This is a genomic window from Colwellia sp. MB02u-6 (genome assembly GCF_014077095.1).
Lineage (GTDB): Bacteria > Pseudomonadota > Gammaproteobacteria > Enterobacterales > Alteromonadaceae > Cognaticolwellia.
Window position 1 is genome coordinate 196,877 of sequence record NZ_JACGVG010000037.1, and the last position, 18,086, is coordinate 214,962.

General features: G+C 40.2%; 9 protein-coding genes. 5 read left to right on the forward strand and 4 right to left on the reverse strand.

The features are described from left to right. Positions 1 to 61: 61 nt before the first annotated feature. Entirely contained in the window at positions 62 to 1,330 is a 1,269-nt protein-coding gene (locus H4J46_RS14790) for an efflux RND transporter periplasmic adaptor subunit (protein WP_182234208.1), read from the forward strand. Then, complete coding sequence (locus H4J46_RS14795) at positions 1,327 to 4,482, forward strand: efflux RND transporter permease subunit (protein ID WP_182234209.1); 3,156 nt, start codon at positions 1,327 to 1,329, stop codon at positions 4,480 to 4,482. Before H4J46_RS14790 ends, H4J46_RS14795 begins: the two co-directional genes overlap by 4 nt. Positions 4,483 to 4,585: 103 nt before the next feature. Here the strand turns inward: H4J46_RS14795 and H4J46_RS14800 are convergent, their stop codons facing one another. The 3 genes from H4J46_RS14800 to rapA form a co-directional block, all read right to left on the reverse strand. Then, a complete protein-coding gene (locus H4J46_RS14800) occupies positions 4,586 to 5,569 on the reverse strand; it encodes a DUF3530 family protein (RefSeq protein ID WP_182234210.1) in 984 nt (327 codons plus the stop codon). 160 nt (positions 5,570 to 5,729) lie between these two features. Then, positions 5,730 to 6,413, reverse strand: a complete 684-nt coding sequence (locus H4J46_RS14805; RefSeq protein WP_182234211.1) for a pseudouridine synthase — start codon at positions 6,411 to 6,413, stop codon at positions 5,730 to 5,732. Positions 6,414 to 6,556: 143 nt separating this feature from the next. Further along, positions 6,557 to 9,469 carry an RNA polymerase-associated protein RapA gene (gene rapA / locus H4J46_RS14810; protein WP_182234255.1) on the reverse strand — a complete coding sequence of 971 codons (2,913 nt, stop codon included), beginning with the start codon at positions 9,467 to 9,469 and terminating at the stop codon, positions 6,557 to 6,559. 445 nt (positions 9,470 to 9,914) lie between these two features. Between rapA and H4J46_RS14815 the strand changes: the two genes are divergently transcribed. Beyond that, entirely contained in the window at positions 9,915 to 11,294 is a 1,380-nt protein-coding gene (locus H4J46_RS14815) for a PhoH family protein (protein ID WP_182234212.1), read from the forward strand. A 187-nt stretch (positions 11,295 to 11,481) separates the two neighbouring features. Further along, entirely contained in the window at positions 11,482 to 14,811 is a 3,330-nt protein-coding gene (locus H4J46_RS17580) for an ATP-binding protein (RefSeq protein ID WP_182234213.1), read from the forward strand. Positions 14,812 to 14,822: 11 nt separating this feature from the next. On the opposite strand, the gene H4J46_RS14825 is transcribed toward H4J46_RS17580, so the two are convergent. Then, a complete protein-coding gene (locus H4J46_RS14825; RefSeq protein WP_182234214.1) occupies positions 14,823 to 15,782 on the reverse strand; it encodes a hypothetical protein in 960 nt (319 codons plus the stop codon). Between the two features lie 316 nt (positions 15,783 to 16,098). Here H4J46_RS14825 and H4J46_RS14830 point away from each other — a divergent pair, with 316 nt between their 5' ends. Continuing rightward, on the forward strand, positions 16,099 to 17,877 hold the full coding sequence (locus H4J46_RS14830; protein ID WP_182234215.1) for an acyl-CoA dehydrogenase C-terminal domain-containing protein: 1,779 nt from the start codon (positions 16,099 to 16,101) through the stop codon (positions 17,875 to 17,877). Positions 17,878 to 18,086 lie beyond the last annotated feature (209 nt).

Consider the following 18,086-nt stretch of genomic DNA (forward strand, 5'->3'; position numbering starts at 1 on the left):
AGTAATAATAAAGATATCAACTAACTTGGCATAGTCTTTATTAAGCTTTAATTGAGAATTGATGATGAACTCTGCGCTTGAAAATAACCCCAAAAAAAACCGACGCATGATCCCACTTCGCTTCGTATTAACCCCCATCACTATCATTTTAGTCGCTGTTATCGGCTTAATTATTTTTACCGTCTTGTCACCTAAACCGGCGAAAAAACCTGTCATTATCAAAGCGCCATTGGTGGAAGTTAAAAATATTGCCAGACAAGATGTTGGTTTTGTTATTGCCAGCCAAGGTAGTGTTTTACCTAGTACTCAAACTCAGCTAATTTCAGAGGTTTCTGGACAAATAACCTTCGTCAACGAGAAGTTTAATATCGGTGGCTTTTTTACTCAAGGTGAAGTGTTATTGAGTATTGATGACATTAATTACCAAGTGGCATTATTGCAAGCACAGTCGCAATTAGATGCCGCTAAAGCGATGTTGATTGAAGAGCAAGCGAAAAAAGATCAGGCAGAAGAGCAATGGTTGTTAACTGGAAGAGCTTTGTCTGAAGCCCCAGTACTTGCTTTACGCTTACCGCAATTACAAAAAGCGAAAGCTGATATCAAAGCAGCAAAAGCCAATGTTATTGGTGCAGAAGTCAAGCTGGCGCGTACTAAAATAATCATACCTTATGATGCCATAGTAAAAGAAAAACAAGTAGATATAGGTCAATATGTCTCTATGGGCTCGGCCTTAACAACCATATTTGCGGTTGATTATGCTGAAGTTAGGTTACCTATCAAGCCGCGTGATGTCGGCTTTTTGAACTTACCAAAAATTAATGCCAAGCAAAGCAGTCGCTCAAGTGTTGATATTTACACTAAAGTCAATGGCATTGAGCATCGTTGGGCGTCAAACTTAACGCGTTATGAAGGCGAAGTGGATAGTCGAAGTCGGGTGCATTATGTGATTGCTCAAATTGATGACCCCTATAGTGTTTTATCATCGAGTAAACACCAAGAGTTGCGGATTGGTAGCTTTGTTAATGCCAACATTTCAGGCAAAGAAGTTAAAGATATTGTCACTATTCCCCGTGATGCCTTACATGGCGCCAATCGAGTTTACTTAGTAGACAAAGACAATAGACTGCATATTCAAGAAATTAATATATTACGCAACGATGCTACTTATGTTTATAGCCATGATACCTTTGGCATCGGCTTTCGATTGGTCACCACTCAGATGCAAGCTCCTGTCGAGGGCATGGTGCTACGTGTCTTAGGAGAGCTTAAAGGTACATCAAAAGCTACAAGCGCAGATAGCGTTACCAAAGTGCAAGGTGACGACGAATGAGCGAGTTGACTCAAGCCCACAACGACGAAAAACACACAGGTATTATTGCTTGGTTTGCTCACAATAGTGTCGCGGCTAATCTGTTGATGGTGTTTATTCTAGTGGCAGGCTACTTTTCTTATCAGGGTATTAATAAAAAAATGTTTCCTGAGTTTAACGCTAATAGTATTCAGGTCATGGTGCCTCATTTAGGTGCAGCACCAGAAGAAGTTGAACAATCAGTCATTTTAAAAGTTGAAGAAGCATTAGAAGATATTGAAGGTATAAAGCGTATTACAGCGACGGCTAGAGAAGGTGTGGGGATTGTCACTATTGAATTGCAATCTGGCTATTCCATGTCAGAAAAGCTTGATGAAGTGCAAATGCAAGTTGACGCCATTACCACCTTCCCCGAGCAAGCTGAAAAACCGATAGTCACTAAACGAGAGTTTAAAGGTCAGGTGATGTGGTTGTCGGTTAGTGGCTCAATGGAGCGACGCGCGCGACAAGTAACGGCGCAAAATATTCGTGATGAAATCATGGCATTACCCAGTGTGAACAGCGCTGAAATTGTTGGTAACCGTGACTATGAAATTAGTATTGAAGTGTCTGAAGAAAAACTACAACAGTACCAACTGACCTTTGACGACATTACTCAGGCGGTGCGTCGTTCATCGTTAGACATGCCCGGTGGCACGATTAAGGCGCGCGGTGGTGATATCTTGCTGCGCACAGAAGGCCAAGCCTACACAGGACATGAGTATGGCGACTTAGTGTTGCGTACCGATGTTGATGGTACGCGATTAGTACTTTCAGACATTGCTAACATTAACGATGGCTTTGTTGAGCAAGCAGACTTTGCCACTTTTGATGATGAAAACACTTCAAGCATTATGGTGCAGTCAACCGGTGACCAAAATGATTTAGAGATTGCTGCCCAGGTGCGAGGCTACGTTGATGAAAAAAATCAGCAATTACCTAAAGGTGCGAGATTAACCGTTTGGGGAGATAGCTCATATTATCTGTCTGAGCGCTTAGACATGATGATTGACAACATGTTGATTGGGGCATTTTTAGTCTTTATTGTGTTAGCGCTGTTTTTAAGAATAAAAATCGCTTTTTGGGTGATGTTAGGCATTCCCATTAGCTTTTTTGGTGCCTTGTTAATGATGCCATTATTAGGTGAATGGTCGGTATCAATTAACATGCTGAGCTTATTCGCCTTTATCATGGTACTGGGTATTGTGGTAGATGACGCCATTGTGATTGGTGAAAGTGCTTATGCCGAAATTGAGAAATATGGCCATTCTCGGGATAATATTATTCGCGGTACCATGCGCGTAGCCATGCCCGCAACTTTCGGTGTGCTAACCACCATAGCGGCATTTACACCGTTATTGTTTATTGATGCCACTTTCGCCGCCTTTTTCCGTTCTATTTCTATTGTGGTGAGTTTTTGCTTAATATTTTCACTGATTGAATCAAAGTGGATATTGCCAGCCCATTTAGCACACATGAAATATGTCCCATTAAGCGCTGAAAATTCAAATTTTCTTGAGCGTTTTCAAATGCGTTTCAAGGAAAAGCTTGAAAGTTTTATTCATACTATTTACCAGCCTTTTCTTGAAAAGGCCTTAATTGCCCGCTACAACACCATGGCAATATTTGTGGCGATTTTAATCTTGTCAATTAGCCTTATTACCGGAGCGTTTGTTAAATTAGAAGTGTTCCCTAATATTCCAAGCGACTTTATTCAAGGTAATCTTATTATGGTGGACGGCTCTCCTGCGCATCAACGTAATAAAGCGATAACACAAGTAGAGAAAGCCGTTAAGACCATCGCGAAACAAAATAAGTATAATGGCGTCAGTTTTATTAAGCATAAAATGATCTTCACTAACGGTAATACCGCTGCCAATGTATTGTTAGAATTAGTCAAACCCGATCAACGTGAGCTCGACGCTTATCAAATAGAGAAACTTTGGCGTGATGAAATTGGTGAAATTCCAGGCGCTAAAGAGTTACGCTTTTTTGCTGGCACTAATGCTGGTGGCGGTGCCGCGATTGAATTTCAGCTAACCGGTCAAAATGACACTGAACTTGAAGCGGCAGCTGAGGCTATTCAGGCGCAACTGAATAGTTATGATGGTGTTTACGATGTACGACATTCTTTTAGCCGGGGCAGCCAAGAAATTAAACTTAGTATCAAGTCAGAAGCAGAAGTACTGGGCTTAACCTTATCGAATTTAGCCAAACAAGTCAGGCAAGCATTTTACGGGGATGAAGCACAGCGTATTCAACGTGGCCGTGATGAGTTGAAAGTCATGGTGCGTTATCCTGAAGCTAGCCGTTTATCGGTATCTGATCTAGAAGATATGTGGATTAGAACCCCTCAAGGTGAAAAAGTGCCATTTTATCAAGTGGCTGATATTGAAATAGGCCAAGGTTTTTCCACTATTACGCGGATTAACCAGAAGCGTTCAATCACCATTTCAGCTGATATTGACAGCGATAAGGTTGAATCCAGAAAAGTGGTCAGTGAAATGAATGAGGATTTTATTCCTGAAATTTTAGCGGACTATCCCAGTGTGAAATATGGTGTTGAAGGGGCGAGTAAAGATCAAGCTGATTTTTTATCTCAACTCGGCTTTGCCGCCATTGGTGCGATGTTTTTGATTTATGGTTTAATCGCTATTCCAACTAAATCATATAGCCAACCCTTGGTGATTATGTCGGTGATCCCTTTTGGTATTATCGGTGCCATTATCGGCCATTGGTTGCTGGGTCGTACGATCAACATGATGTCGATGTTTGGCTTTATTGCTTTAACAGGCGTTGTTGTTAACGACAGTTTAATCATGGTCGACTTTATCAATAAAGCGAAAGGCTCGGGTATGCGAATGTTCGACATTGTTAGTCAAGCGGGTACTCAACGCTTTAGGGCGATATTACTCACTTCACTGACCACGTTTTTTGGTGTATTCCCGTTATATTTTGAACAAAGCTTACAAGCCCAGTTTATTATACCGATGGCGATTTCATTAGGTTTTGGTATTGTTTTTGCGACTGTGATCACACTGTTTTTGATCCCAGCGCTTTATTTGATTAAAGAAGATATCGCTAATCTCTTTAGAAAATGGCCAGAAAGGGGGGGTGAAACAACGCCGAGTTAAGAGTTTTTTAGTTCTAAGTTTAAAGCTGTCAGACAATACCAACATGCCGTTGGCGTTTATTTTTACTGACAGCTTATCACTTCAAACTGATAGCCTCTTCTAATTACCAACCCATCGCACTAAGCCAACTGATAATAGCTTTGGTTAAGGTTTGCTTTGGATAGTAACCCGTAGCTTGATTACTTAATTGTCTTTGTCGGTAATATATTTTCATGGCTCTTTGGGCAAAATCTTTTCTCATTTTTGCGCTTGCCAGAACTAAATGGTGATCGCGCTGCAAATATAAATCGAGTATAGGATAATCAGTTAGCGCTAGTTGTTGAGCAATTTGATCGTTTTCGGGCAAGGTCGGCATATAACTACTGAGCATCACTAAAGCACTGGGTGCGGCCACCAATGCTTGTTGATAGATATTCAGTAATACGGCGCTATGATTGCCTTCTACTACCACAATAATGACGCCTGGGTAGCTTTTCGCTTTTGTAATGACTGCTTGCATAACATCAGCAAATTTTTTCTCATAGTTTGTTAAGGTCTCAATATCTTCAGTGCTACGCTCTTGCGCTGTTAAGGCTTGTGAAGGGTAACTTTGCGGTTTATGCGGGGGATGCAAGGTAATGGTGGTCCAGCCATGTTGTGGCATATTGTTACTTAGCTGATTGAGCGCATTAGGTGTTGCTATGCTTTGTTGCCAATCAGGAATTAACACCATCACGCCTTTATTAATTGCCGTGGTGTGTTCGTTAATGACTGTAAGGTAGCGGTCAGGGCCAACAAGTAATGGCATTATTTTTTCTTGCGCTAAGTAGTGTTTAATATCTTGCTGCTGCTGTTCAAAAGCATCAACAGGTGCGTTGATGATTACTTTATTGGGCTGGTTATTTTCTTTGGACTTTGTTGGCGCAGTGCTAGCTTCAGTTTCATTGTTAATGTCAGCTTCAGTACTTTTTGGTGCCGCTGAGCTCGTGTTATCAGTTTGCTTTGCAGGCGGAGCAGTCTCCATTGCCAATGAGTGCGCGCTGTTAACTAATAGACTTAAGGCCGTTAACGCGATATACAAAAATAATGGGCGTATGTTTAAGCGCATAAAAAGCAAACTTCCTCAAACGAGTGACTGAGCAATAACTGCACATTTAGTATCAGTAACTGATCATCAATAACTGATCATTAAGAGCGACAAAACCGGCTCTAGTGATATTATCGACACTAGTGGGGCTTTCTTTAATTTACTATCGCCGCTCTTGGTATTAATCAAACGGACAGGCTTTTGAAAATGTTAAGGTTTGCGCTGTCACTGGGTGGCTTATTTGTAGCATTTGGGCATGCAATTGTAAACGGCTACTCATAGCCAATGCTTGCTCGTGGGCATAAAGTCGATCACCGAGTATTGGATGACCAAGCGACAGCATATGCACGCGCAACTGGTGAGAGCGTCCTGTTATGGGTGTCAGCTCAACTAAGGTGCTAGTTTGACCATCAATATTTTGGCGATGACTTAATACCTTATAATGAGTTAATGCCGCCTTACCTTGTTGATGATCTATTTTTTGTTTTGGTCTATTAGGCCAATCACCCATTAGGGGGTGCTCAACAGAGCCTTGGGCTTTTTCAATCTTACCAAAGACCCGAGCGATATAGCTTTTTTGCGTTAAGCGTTTTTCAAACTGGCGACTAATAGCCACATGCGCAGGTTTATTAAGTGCCATAACCATAATGCCTGATGTCGCCATGTCTAATCGATGCACAATGGTCGCCGTGGGCAATACTTTGTGTACTCTACTTTCTAAACAGTCTTGATGCTCAGGTAAACGGCCAGATACGGTCAATAAACCGCTGGATTTATTGACGACCACAATATCATTGTCGTGATAAATAATATCAAGGTAGGGGCGCATTTGAGGCTGATAAATAAAGTCAGGGTTAGCAGCCATTTTATTGTTTTCCTTTTAAATGCTTGTATTTTTGAACATTGTATTTTAAACCGTGGTAAGCCAGCCATCAGGCGACACAATATGCACAGCCTGATGGTCTTTTTTAATAGCTTTTAAGTGTTTAACTTCTAGTCTGTAATAACTTAGTTGCTGACCACAATTAAACGCACCGCTTCAAATTGAATTTTGGCTTTTTCAATATATTCAGCCAAGGCCTTTTTTTGCATAAGAATAAAGTCAATTTCTTGCTGACGCACACTTGGGTTGATCGCTTTTAACGCGGTTAAGCGTTGATGCTCTTCATCCATCGCTGCGTGCATAGTTTTCAGCGCTTTTTGTTGAATCAAATCAACTTGCTGCTCGGCATGGTCTTCTGCTTTGGCGACTAGCGGAGTTACTTGGCTTCTAAGTGCCTTAACTAACTGTAATGCCACTTGCTTTTTAACGGGCGATAATTGTTGATCTAATACGGTTTCGCTAACTTTATCAGCGAGGTTATTGCCATTTTTGTCAACTAATATACGAATAGGCGTAGTGGGTAAATAACGCCCTAGTTGTAAATTGCTCGGTGCGATAGCTGCTAAGGTAAATATGCACTCTAAGAAAAATGTGCCAGTAGGTAGTGCTGGGTTTTTCAATACACCAATACTAGCGTTACCAATTTCATCACAGAGTACAAGTTCCATCGCGCCGCGCACCATAGGATGATCCCAAGTAATCAGCTGATAATTTTCAACCGCTAAAGCGGTGTCACGATTAAAGGTAATGGTGGTGCCGTCTTCAGGTAAACACGGAAAGTTGGCACATAACATATGTTCAGAAGGTTGCAGGGCAATGGCGTTATCTGCTTTATCATCTTGTTGAATACCAAAAACGTCTAGGAGCTGAAACATAAATTGTGGCAAATGAATTTGTTGATCTAGTTGTGCTATTTTCTTCACTAAAGCATGCGCTTTACCTTGGCCAGAAGAATGTAACTCAAGCAGTTTATCACGACCGGTTTCTAAATCTTGTTTGATGGTCAGATGCTGTTCATGGCTTTGCTCAATCAAGCGTTGTGCTTCACTAGAGTCCCAGCTGGCACTAAGCGCAAGCTCAAATAAGCTGTCACCAAAGGCTTTAAACACCGAGTGACCGGTAATGCAGGTATGTTCAAAGGCGTTCAACGCTTGTGTATACCAATTAAACAGTAAGCTCTGCGCTGACTCTTCAAAATATGGTACATGTATACGAATAGTTTCTGTTTGACCGATACGGTCTAAACGCCCGATACGTTGTTCAAGTAAATCAGGGTTACGCGGTAAATCAAATAACACTAAATGATGAGCAAATTGGAAGTTACGTCCTTCACTACCAATTTCAGAACACAGTAGCACTTGGGCGCTATCTTCATCTTGAGCAAAATAAGCGGCCGCACGATCGCGTTCAAAAATACTTAAGCCTTGATGAAATACTGCCGCACGCATACCTTCTTTAACCCGTAAGGCGTTTTCCAAGTCGATTGCTGTTTGTGCATGTGCACAAATCACCACCACCTTTTCTTTTTTCAATGACTGTAATAGTGCGATTAAATAGTCAACGCGTGGGTCAATATCAACCCAGTCTTCATGACTATCTAAGCTGAACAATATTTCGGGAGTAAATAATAGCTTTGCTTGTGCTTGCGACTTTAAATCTTCAGTCGTGCCCGACAATAATAGTTCATTGATCGAGTCTTGATAGCCTTCTGGCATCACCAGTGGCGTGGCATGTAATTCACGACCTGGAAAACCTTTAATGGTGTTGCGACTATTACGAAATAATATACGGCCAGTGCCATGACGATCTAAAAGCTGGTCAAGAATGTGCTGGCGAGCATTTTTTTTAGTGGCTTCTTCTTGGTGATTTATCGCTGCAATATGTGCGCTAACGTCAGCTTCGTGCAATAAGTTGGTCAAGGTGGTTATTTGTTCAGTCGCTAATGGCTCATCGGTAACCAAAGTGTTGGCGGCATTGGCGACTTCGGTATAATGCAGCTCTTCTTCGGTGAATGTTTGATAGTCGAAAAATCGATCAGGATCCAGTAAACGCAGACGGGCAAAGTGACCTTCATGGCCTAATTGGTCGGGTGTTGCTGTTAACAATAAAACCCCAGGAATAGTTTGCGCTAACTGTTCAATACATTGGTATTCAATGCTGACATTATCTTGCTGCCAGTTTAAATGGTGAGCCTCATCAACCACCATCAAGTCCCATTCTTCATCCATAATAGCTTCATACCAACGAGGGTTTTTGGTAATAAAACCCAGGTTGACCAGCACCAGTTGTTCAGAGCTGAAGGGATTTTCATCTTCGCTGTTAGCGGTGATTTCTTCACAGCGACTTTCATCAAAAATACTAAATGACAAATTAAATCGGCGTAACATTTCAACCAACCATTGATGCATCAATGACTCTGGTACTATGATCAGCACACGTTTAGCGCGCCCTGTGACCAACTGTTGATGAATAATTAAACCCGCTTCGATGGTTTTACCTAACCCTACTTCATCGGCTAATAAAACGCGTGGTGCAAAACGACTACCGACTTCTTCAGCAATATATAATTGGTGTGGGATGAGGCTCACACGGCCACCGCTAAGGCCAGTTAAATCAGATTGTTGTTGGCTAAATTGATGCTGTAAGCAATCTTTGCGTAAGCGAAACCAATCTAGGCGATCAATTTGGCCGTTCAGCAGACGGTCATGAGGTTTATTGAATTTAATGAAATGATCAATCATCATTTCTTTTAACGAGCAGGCTTCACCTGTGTCTTGTCGAGTACCAAAATAAGTTAGTAAGTTTTTGTCTTCTTGAGAAGACTCGACATTAAGTGACCAGCCTTCATGGCTTGGAATACTATCGCCCGTATTAAAAATTACTCGCGTTAGAGGGGCATTATCTATGGCGTATTGTCTTGCATCCCCTGTCGCCGTAAACACGATAGTAACAAAACGACCTTCGACAGCGGTAACCGTACCTAGTCCTTGATCTGACTCACTATCACTAATCCAGCGTTGTCCAGGGTAAAATGACATAGAAAAAAACTCCAACTCAATAACTCGCGCAAAAAATGCACGCCAAAAAAAGGGCGCTATAGTACCGTTAATCATAGAAGTGATCATTAAATAAATCCTTAAAAGGAGACTTTTTTTGTTTTAAATTTATAGAATTGAGTTTTGTTTTAGTAATAGAGCTTTTTTATTCCCATAATGATTACTATGACTTAGCACTTAACCCGCAACAAGCCGCTTGCTTGCGGGGAAGTAAGCTGTCAAAGTGGCTATAAGCTTAAGAGCAAAGCTTTGAATAGAATTATTTTTATAGTGGCTTTTTATGACAGCTTTTTATGATGGTAACGCTATGGTAAAAGAACAAGTAATGACATTTTTTTCGTTAGATGAATTATCAACTTTTGTGGTTTCTAGCAGCAGTTTTAAGCAACAATACTGTGCAGCCTTCAACTTGTGAGAGGAATTTCATATGACAGCAAATAAAATTATTTATGTCTTAGACACCAATATCTTATTACACGAACCCTTCGCTTTCCTCTCTTTTAAAGAACATGATGTGTTGGTGCCGATGACGGTACTAGAAGAGTTAGATTCTATCAAAGACCGCCACAAAGACGTCAGTCGTGATGCGCGAGTAGCGATCAGAGCGCTTGAAGATACCTTGGTTAATGCCACACCAGAACAAGTGCTAGCTGGCGTTAAATTGCCGCAAAACGATGACCTACACCCCAGTGGCTGTTTATCTATTTTCAACGATTATGCCTTAGACGAGAGTCAGGTGAAATTGTCTTTTAATGAAAATGACAATCGTATTATTAGTAGTGCGATTTATTTACAAGCTAAAAACCCAGATAATAAAGTGGTGCTAGTCACCAAAGATATTAACATGCGCTTAAAGGCAAAAGGCGCTGGACTTGCTTTTGTTGAAGATTACCGTACGGATCAACTCATCGATGATATTAAGTTTTTAACCAAAGGTTATCATCAATTTCCGGGTGATTTCTGGCAACAGGTCCATGACTGTGAAAGTGAAACAGAGGGGCGTAATACCACGCACTATATCAAGCGTGATTTACTGCCTAATGGCTATATTAATGAATACCTGATTGACGAAGGCGATCACTTTGCGGGCAAAGTTACCGGGTTTGACGATGAAAACTTAGCGATAACCGATTTGAGTCGTGAACGTTTAATGGCAAAACAAGCGTGGGGTATTCATCCAAAAAATATCTATCAGGGTATGGCAATGGATGCCTTGCTTGATCCAACGATTGATCTAGTCATTCTTACTGGCCCAGCTGGCTGTGGTAAAACTTTACTTGCCTTGGCAACCGCGCTAGAACAAGTGATTGAACGCGGGCTTTATGATAAAATCATTGTCACCCGTAGCACCCCTGAAATCGCAGAATCAATTGGTTTTTTACCGGGTACTGAAGAAGAAAAAATGGCACCTTGGTTAGCAGCAATCACCGACTCGTTAGAAGTGTTGCACAAACAAGATGAAAATATGAATGCTAGTCTTAACTATATTATTGATAAAGCGAACATTCAGTTTAAGTCTGTCAATTTTATGCGTGGTCGCAGTATTCAAAATACGCTGGTGCTACTTGATGAATGTCAAAACCTTACAGCTTCACAATTGAAAACCATTATTACCCGTTGTGGTGAAGGTACAAAAATAGTGTGTTCAGGCAACTTAGCACAAATAGATAGTAACTATTTAACTGCAGTAACATCCGGTTTGACTTACATTGTTGAGCGTTTTAAAAACTTTCCAGGTAGCAGTAACATCAATTTAAATGGCGTTGTTCGTAGTCGTTTAGCGTCATTTGCGGAAGAAAATCTATGAAGATTTAGTGCTACGGTGATGTTATCCATTTTTTACAATATCACGGTTAACCTTTTCAGTGCTGTCCTCAGTCGGTAGTTTGATTTAATATTAGGTTATTAGGTTATTAGGTTATTAGGTTAAAGGTAATCTTCTGATGAGCTAAATTTTAGCGCACTTGCCTTTATATCATTATTAGGACTTGTTAGTGTTAGCAGAAAATTCAAAAGAGCAACTTTTCCACAACTACAATACATTAGTCATTGTGATTTTTTCCAGTCTTATGCTGTTGACTTTTATTATTATCTCTTTTAATTATAATCTTGCCCGCGAAGATTATCGAGACTATAGATTAGCTAAACTGAGTGAATATAGTGCGCAGCTTAATCATAAACTGACCGATACAGTAGAAACCCTCACGGGTATACGCGATTTAGCCGAATATTATTTACGTTTTCCGGCAGAATTATCCAGTAAGACGCCGTCTTTGCGACAAGAAGGTGATTACTTTTACCTTGATAAAAACCGACAAAATTTAAGCACTAATAATCATATTATGAGCGGTAATATTACCGGCGTTGGTCGTATTGACACTTTTAATCAATCGTTGCTGCATGAGTTAACTATGGCCAATGCTTTAACGCCGGCATTTTTTACTGCAAAAAAGTCAATCAAAGAAGCTAACTGGCTGTATTACATTTCAATGCAAGGCTTTGTTAATTTATATCCTTGGTTACCTAGAAGTATCTGGCAATACAATAATCAAAGCTTAAGTAATGAGTTAATGCTGAAGATAAAAGCTTCAAAGCACGAGGATGAAAAGCTTTGGGCGCGGCCTGATGTTGACTCGGCGGGTAAAGGTTTAAATACCATGCTAGGTATGGGGGTATATTTAGACCATGAGATGAAAGGGGCGGTGCTCATTAATATGAATACCTCGGGCTTATATAACTATTTGCCCGAGGTAACCGAAGTTGATCACGGCTATATTATTGTTAATACGCAAAGTCATGTTTTGTTGCATAAAAATAACAGCAATATTCCGCTAAATGCACAAACCGCTTTTAGTGGCACTGCACCGTCGCCATTAGACCAGTTCAGTTATCAATCGTTACTCAATATTTTGCCAAGTGCTGAAGTTGGTGATTGGATTGTTCAGCAGCAGAAGTTGGTTATTAATGACTGGGTTTTATTAGAGTATCATCGTAAAGGAAATTTTTATACTACGATTAATCAGCGTTTTTTGTCGATACTAGTCAGTCTTTGTTTTGGTTTTTTAAGTTTATTAGTTGTGTTCTATTACGTTACCTATCGCTTATTTATTGGGCCCGCTGAAAAATTCATCAGGCATGTTGAATATTGTTCAGCGGGCGATCCCGGTAAAATAAAACCCTCTGCTGGTTGGCGCCACTGGTTTAACATTGTCGAAGATTTATTTGGCCAAAATCGCAGTTTAATGCAGCGTTTAACGGATCAAAACATTGAGCTAGATTTGAGGGTAAAAGAAAAAACTCAAGCGTTATTACATAAAAGTGAGCAACATCAGCGTGACTATGCGCTGTTACGCTCAGTGATGGATGCGATTCCAGACTATATTTTATTTAACGATCAACAAGGCGTTTTAATTGGTTGTAATCAGGCAGTTGAACAACGGGTCTTACGAAAAGAAGTTGATATTTTAGGTGGCCAAATGATTGATTTTATTGCGGCGGATATCAGCAAAAAAGTGGCGCAGAGTATTAGTCAAAGTCAGCGAGGTCATGCATTTTTGGCGCATAATCAAACTGTGTCGACTGGGCATAATACCTATGAAATTTATCAAGCGCCGTTTTATGGTGAGTTTAATGAATTACTTGGCAGTATTATTTTAATTCGTAATGTGAGTGAGCAATTTAAGATTAACCAAGCCCTGCAGCGTGCGAAAAATCAAGCTGAAGAAGCCAATCAAATTAAAAGTCAATTTTTGGCGAATATGAGTCACGAAATTCGTACGCCAATAAATGCCATGCAAGGGATGTTTTTTCTATTACAGCAAACGCGTTTAAATAAGGCTCAGGAGCAATATTTAGGTAATGCTCAAACCGCTTCAAATACTTTGCTTTATTTAGTGAACGAATTGCTTGATTTGGCCAAGGTAGAGTCAGGAAATATGTCTGTACATAAAGAACTGACTGGGCTGGAAAGTATTGTATCGCAAGCACTTAATCTTAATATTGGAGCACTAGTTGGCAAAGATTTAAGTTTAAGTGTTTCCATTGATAGCCAAGTGCCATTAGCCATTCATACTGACACTATGCGTTTAGTGCAAGTGCTGAGTAATTTACTTAATAATGCTATTAAATTTACTGAGCGAGGCAACGTCGCTCTTAGCGTCTCATTATCTTCTCCCATTAACACACTGGCTGAAACAAAAAATATCGCCGTGTTATTTACGGTGAAAGATACCGGCATTGGTATAGAGAAATCAAAACAAACTGGCTTATTTGAAGCATTTAAACAAGCAGATGAGTCGATGACCCGAGTTTATGGTGGCACAGGGTTAGGGTTATCAATATGCCAACATATTGCGCATTTACTGGGTGGAAAAATCACCATTGACAGTGCCTTAGGCCAAGGCGCTGAATTTACCTTAGCTTTACCTATGAATACACCCCATATGCTGGCTTGCGATACCCGTTACTCTGAACGTTGCTTAACTAAGTTTCGACCGCAACTTTCGACCAGTACTGTGCTGAATTTAGCGGTAAATATACCTGAAAAATTACGAGAAAATTTTACTGATATTGGGCAAGCTGTGGTAGATATTTCAAGTTTTTCAGCGCTAAAAACAGCTAATACTAAAACCCATAAAATATTACTTATCGACAGTAGCAAGTATCCGCAACATTTGTTGAAAAGTGAATTAGATATAATAAAACAAGAGGTCGCCGTACTGGCGTTATGTCAGCCAATAGCCAGTGTTATTTCAGCTAAGCTACTTGAGCAATTAAACCACAATAGTATTAACTACTTGTTGCTTGAAATGCCATTATACCGAAACGTTATTACTAAGTTGGCCAAGGAGCTTTGTCGGCTCTCATCAAATGACGCCATAAAGGATAATCAGATGACGACTAACCGTCATGATCTTGATGCTTTACAACCAAAAGCAGGCAGTCTAGCTGGATTGAAAGTATTGTTGGTTGAAGACAATCTGGTTAATCAATTGGTGGCGGTTAAATTATTGCAGTCCATGCAGGCGCAAGTGACTGTTGCACAAAATGGTCAAGAGGCGTTAGACAAATTACCACTGGAAAATATTGATATTGTTTTGATGGACATTCAAATGCCCATCATGGACGGATTAACCGCCACTAAGCATATTCGCGCTAAACCACAATATAACCGCTTACCTATTATCGCCATGACAGCTCATGCCCATGAAGAAGACAAGCGGCAATGCTTAGCGGTGGGTATGAATTTGCATATTGCTAAGCCTATTAGCCTAAAGGGATTGCGCGATAGTATTTTGTCGCAACTCGTCAAAACATCCAATTAATTGCGTTTATACTAAGTACTAGGGTTGGCAAAAAAAGCTTCGGCATAATAGCGGCCATTGCGTATGGCAAACTCAGCACTTGCTGATACTTCTCCAATACGCATCATTGCTGGGCCAGTGGGCTCAGCTAAAATGTAGTCTAGGCCATCGATAGTGATGGTTAGCTCATCACCTTCGCTTGGAATATTTATCGCGATTAGGGCATGATTATCGATAAAAACCAACATCATTTTTATACGTGGCATTAGCGCTCTAAAAATAGCAGCAGTTAGGGTTACTTTACTGTCACAATCACCTTGGTTTTGCCAAAGTATTTGCAGCGGCGGATTAAATCCCGCGCCAGTTGATGTGACCCTAGATTCTAACGTTGCATAAGGAATGTTTTGGATAAATCCAAGCACATAATTACTAACCTTTCTGACATTTTCCTCACCAACACGTTCTAAAATAAGGCTTTTTAGTACGGAAAGATCAGTAAATGACTCTTGTGCGAAGCGAACATGATCGGGCTTAATGGCTAAGCTGTTATCATAAGCAACAAATTGAGTATAATAGTTACGGGTTAAATGCTCATTCATAAAGTCTTTTTCAAGTTGCGCTATGCTTAGATACGCTTGGTCAAGCGCTGTTTTATTTTCACTTTTTAGTTCCATTTGTACATTATTACCACGACCTAAAAATGTAACTTTGACATCAGTGATAGGCTGTTGTGTTAGTTGTTTTTTCATCTGCTGATTAACGTATTTTCTAGCGTGGTTGGCTTTATAACTTTTAAAGTTTCTAAAGCGATCAAATAAAGCCATTTTATCAATAGCAAAACTCAACGATTGTGGTTGCCGAGCTTGGTCTAGCCATTGGTAGTTAAATTGCACATGCTCATCGGTTGTTGTTTTATTAAAATCAAGTTGCTTGGCCGACGTCATAGTCGCAAAGCATAATATTAAAATAACCACTGCCCCAAAAAATCTCACCACTCACCTTTATCGTTAAATATCACCACCTCAAGCTTATACCAATTTGATTAACTTTGTGAGCATTTTTGCTGGTTAAAATAAGCCACTGTTTTGTTTTTTATTTAATAATTATAACAAGAGGTTATTAAATAAATACTTGGTATTTATTTATTTTTACTAGCTATAAAGTCGTTACTCTAATCAATGAAAACGGTCTGAGGTTAATTTTTAATGACTGGCGAATTAATCATTTTACTTTTACTTTTACTGTCTTTGCTATATATTCAAACGAGTGTTTTAATTAATCGTTTAAATTACCTGTTTGGAGAATGTGATGGCTGACTATCAAGTACCTTTAAAAGATATGAATTTTTTGTTATATGACGTATTTAATGCTGATAAATTGTGGCAGTCATTACCGGCATTAGCTGATCGGGTTGACCGAGATACCGCCGAAGCAATTTTGGAAGGTTGTGCCAAAATTGCAGAGCAAGAAATAGCACCCTTGTCGCGTAATGGTGATGAAGTTGGGGTTAGTTTCGATGCGGGTAAAGTCACCACAGCACCCGGCTATAAAGCAGCGTTTAAAACCTATGCTGAAGGTGGCTGGACCTCATTAGGTGGAGACCCTGACTTTGGCGGTATGGGCATGCCTAAAATGTTGACCGCATTTCATGAAGAAATGTTATGTTCGGCTGATATTTCATTTTCACTTTACCCAGGTTTAACCGCTGGCGCTGGCCTGTCATTAGCAAAGCACGGTAGTGAAGCATTAAAAAGTCGTTATTTAACGCGCATTTATGCTGGCGACTGGTGTGCAAGCATGTGCTTAACTGAAGCCCATGCCGGTACTGATCTAGGTATGATCAGAACGAAAGCTGTGCCACAAGCTGATGACAGTTATTTAGTGTCAGGGACAAAAATATTTATTACCGCCGGTGAGCATGATCTGACGGAGAATATTATCCATTTAGTGTTAGCTAAATTACCGGATGCTCCCGCTGGACCTCGTGGAATTTCATTATTCTTGGTACCAAAATTCAATGTTAATGATGATGAGTCGATCGGTGAACAAAACAATGTAAGCTGTGGTTCTATCGAACATAAAATGGGTATTCATGCTTCAGCTACTTGTGTGATGAATTTTGATGGTGCTAAAGGTTATTTAGTTGGTGAGCTCAATAAAGGCTTAGCCTGCATGTTTACTATGATGAACTTTGAACGAGTTGGTGTAGGTATCCAAGGTTTAGGTGCAGCAGAACGCTCGTATCAAAATGCTTTAGAATATGCCAAAGATAGAATTCAAGGGCGTTCTTTATCTGGTGTTAAGTCACCTGATGCCCAAGCTGATTCGTTATTAGTACATGGTGATGTTCGTCGCATGTTGTTAAACATGAAGGCGTTAAATGAAGGTTCACGGGCCTTATCAACTTATACGGCTATGCAATTAGACATTGCGACTTATGGTACGGGTGAAGCGCAAGTTAAAGCGGATCAACTTGTTGCTATAATGACCCCAATTGCTAAAGCGTTTTTTACTGATCTTGGCTTTGAAAATACCGTTGCTGGTCAACAAGTTTTTGGAGGTCATGGTTACGTTAGAGAATGGGGACAAGAGCAGTTAGTGCGAGATACCCGTATTGCACAAATTTATGAAGGCACTAACGGTATTCAAGCTATGGATTTGTTAGCCCGTAAAGTGGCCGGTAGTAAAGGCAAATTTGTGGCAGTCTTTCTTGAAGAAGTACGTGACTATATGCAAGCGGATAAAGTTGATGCTATGCAAGAGTTTACTCAACCTTTGGCTAAGGCCACAGATGAACTTGAAGAATTAACGCAATATTTGTTAACCGCAGCACAGACTTCGCCAGAAGAACTGGGTTGTGCGGCCAATGACTATTTACACGTCTTTGGTTATACGGCGATGGCTTATGTTTGGGCTAGAATGGCAGAAGTTTCACTGGCTGCTAGCGATGATAAAACTTTTCATGAAAGTAAAGTACGCACTGCTCGTTACTACTTTGCCCGATTATTACCCCGTACTCAGTCGTTGATCGCCTCAGCAAAATCAGGCCAAAGTGCGATGTTTGACATAGCTGAAGAACTTTTTTAAAGACCCGCTTTACTAGCCATTAAATACCTGATGAAAAAACCAATTCAATAACTTTGAATTGGTTTTTTATTTTTGATGGCTGAGATGAACCATCAGTAGTTCAAATTAGCATCAGTAATTTGAGACGATGAACGACTTTACAACTAGTTGTGATATTTATAATATAAGATATTTAGTGAGAGAATTAACTATTGATCAGTCTGCACAAT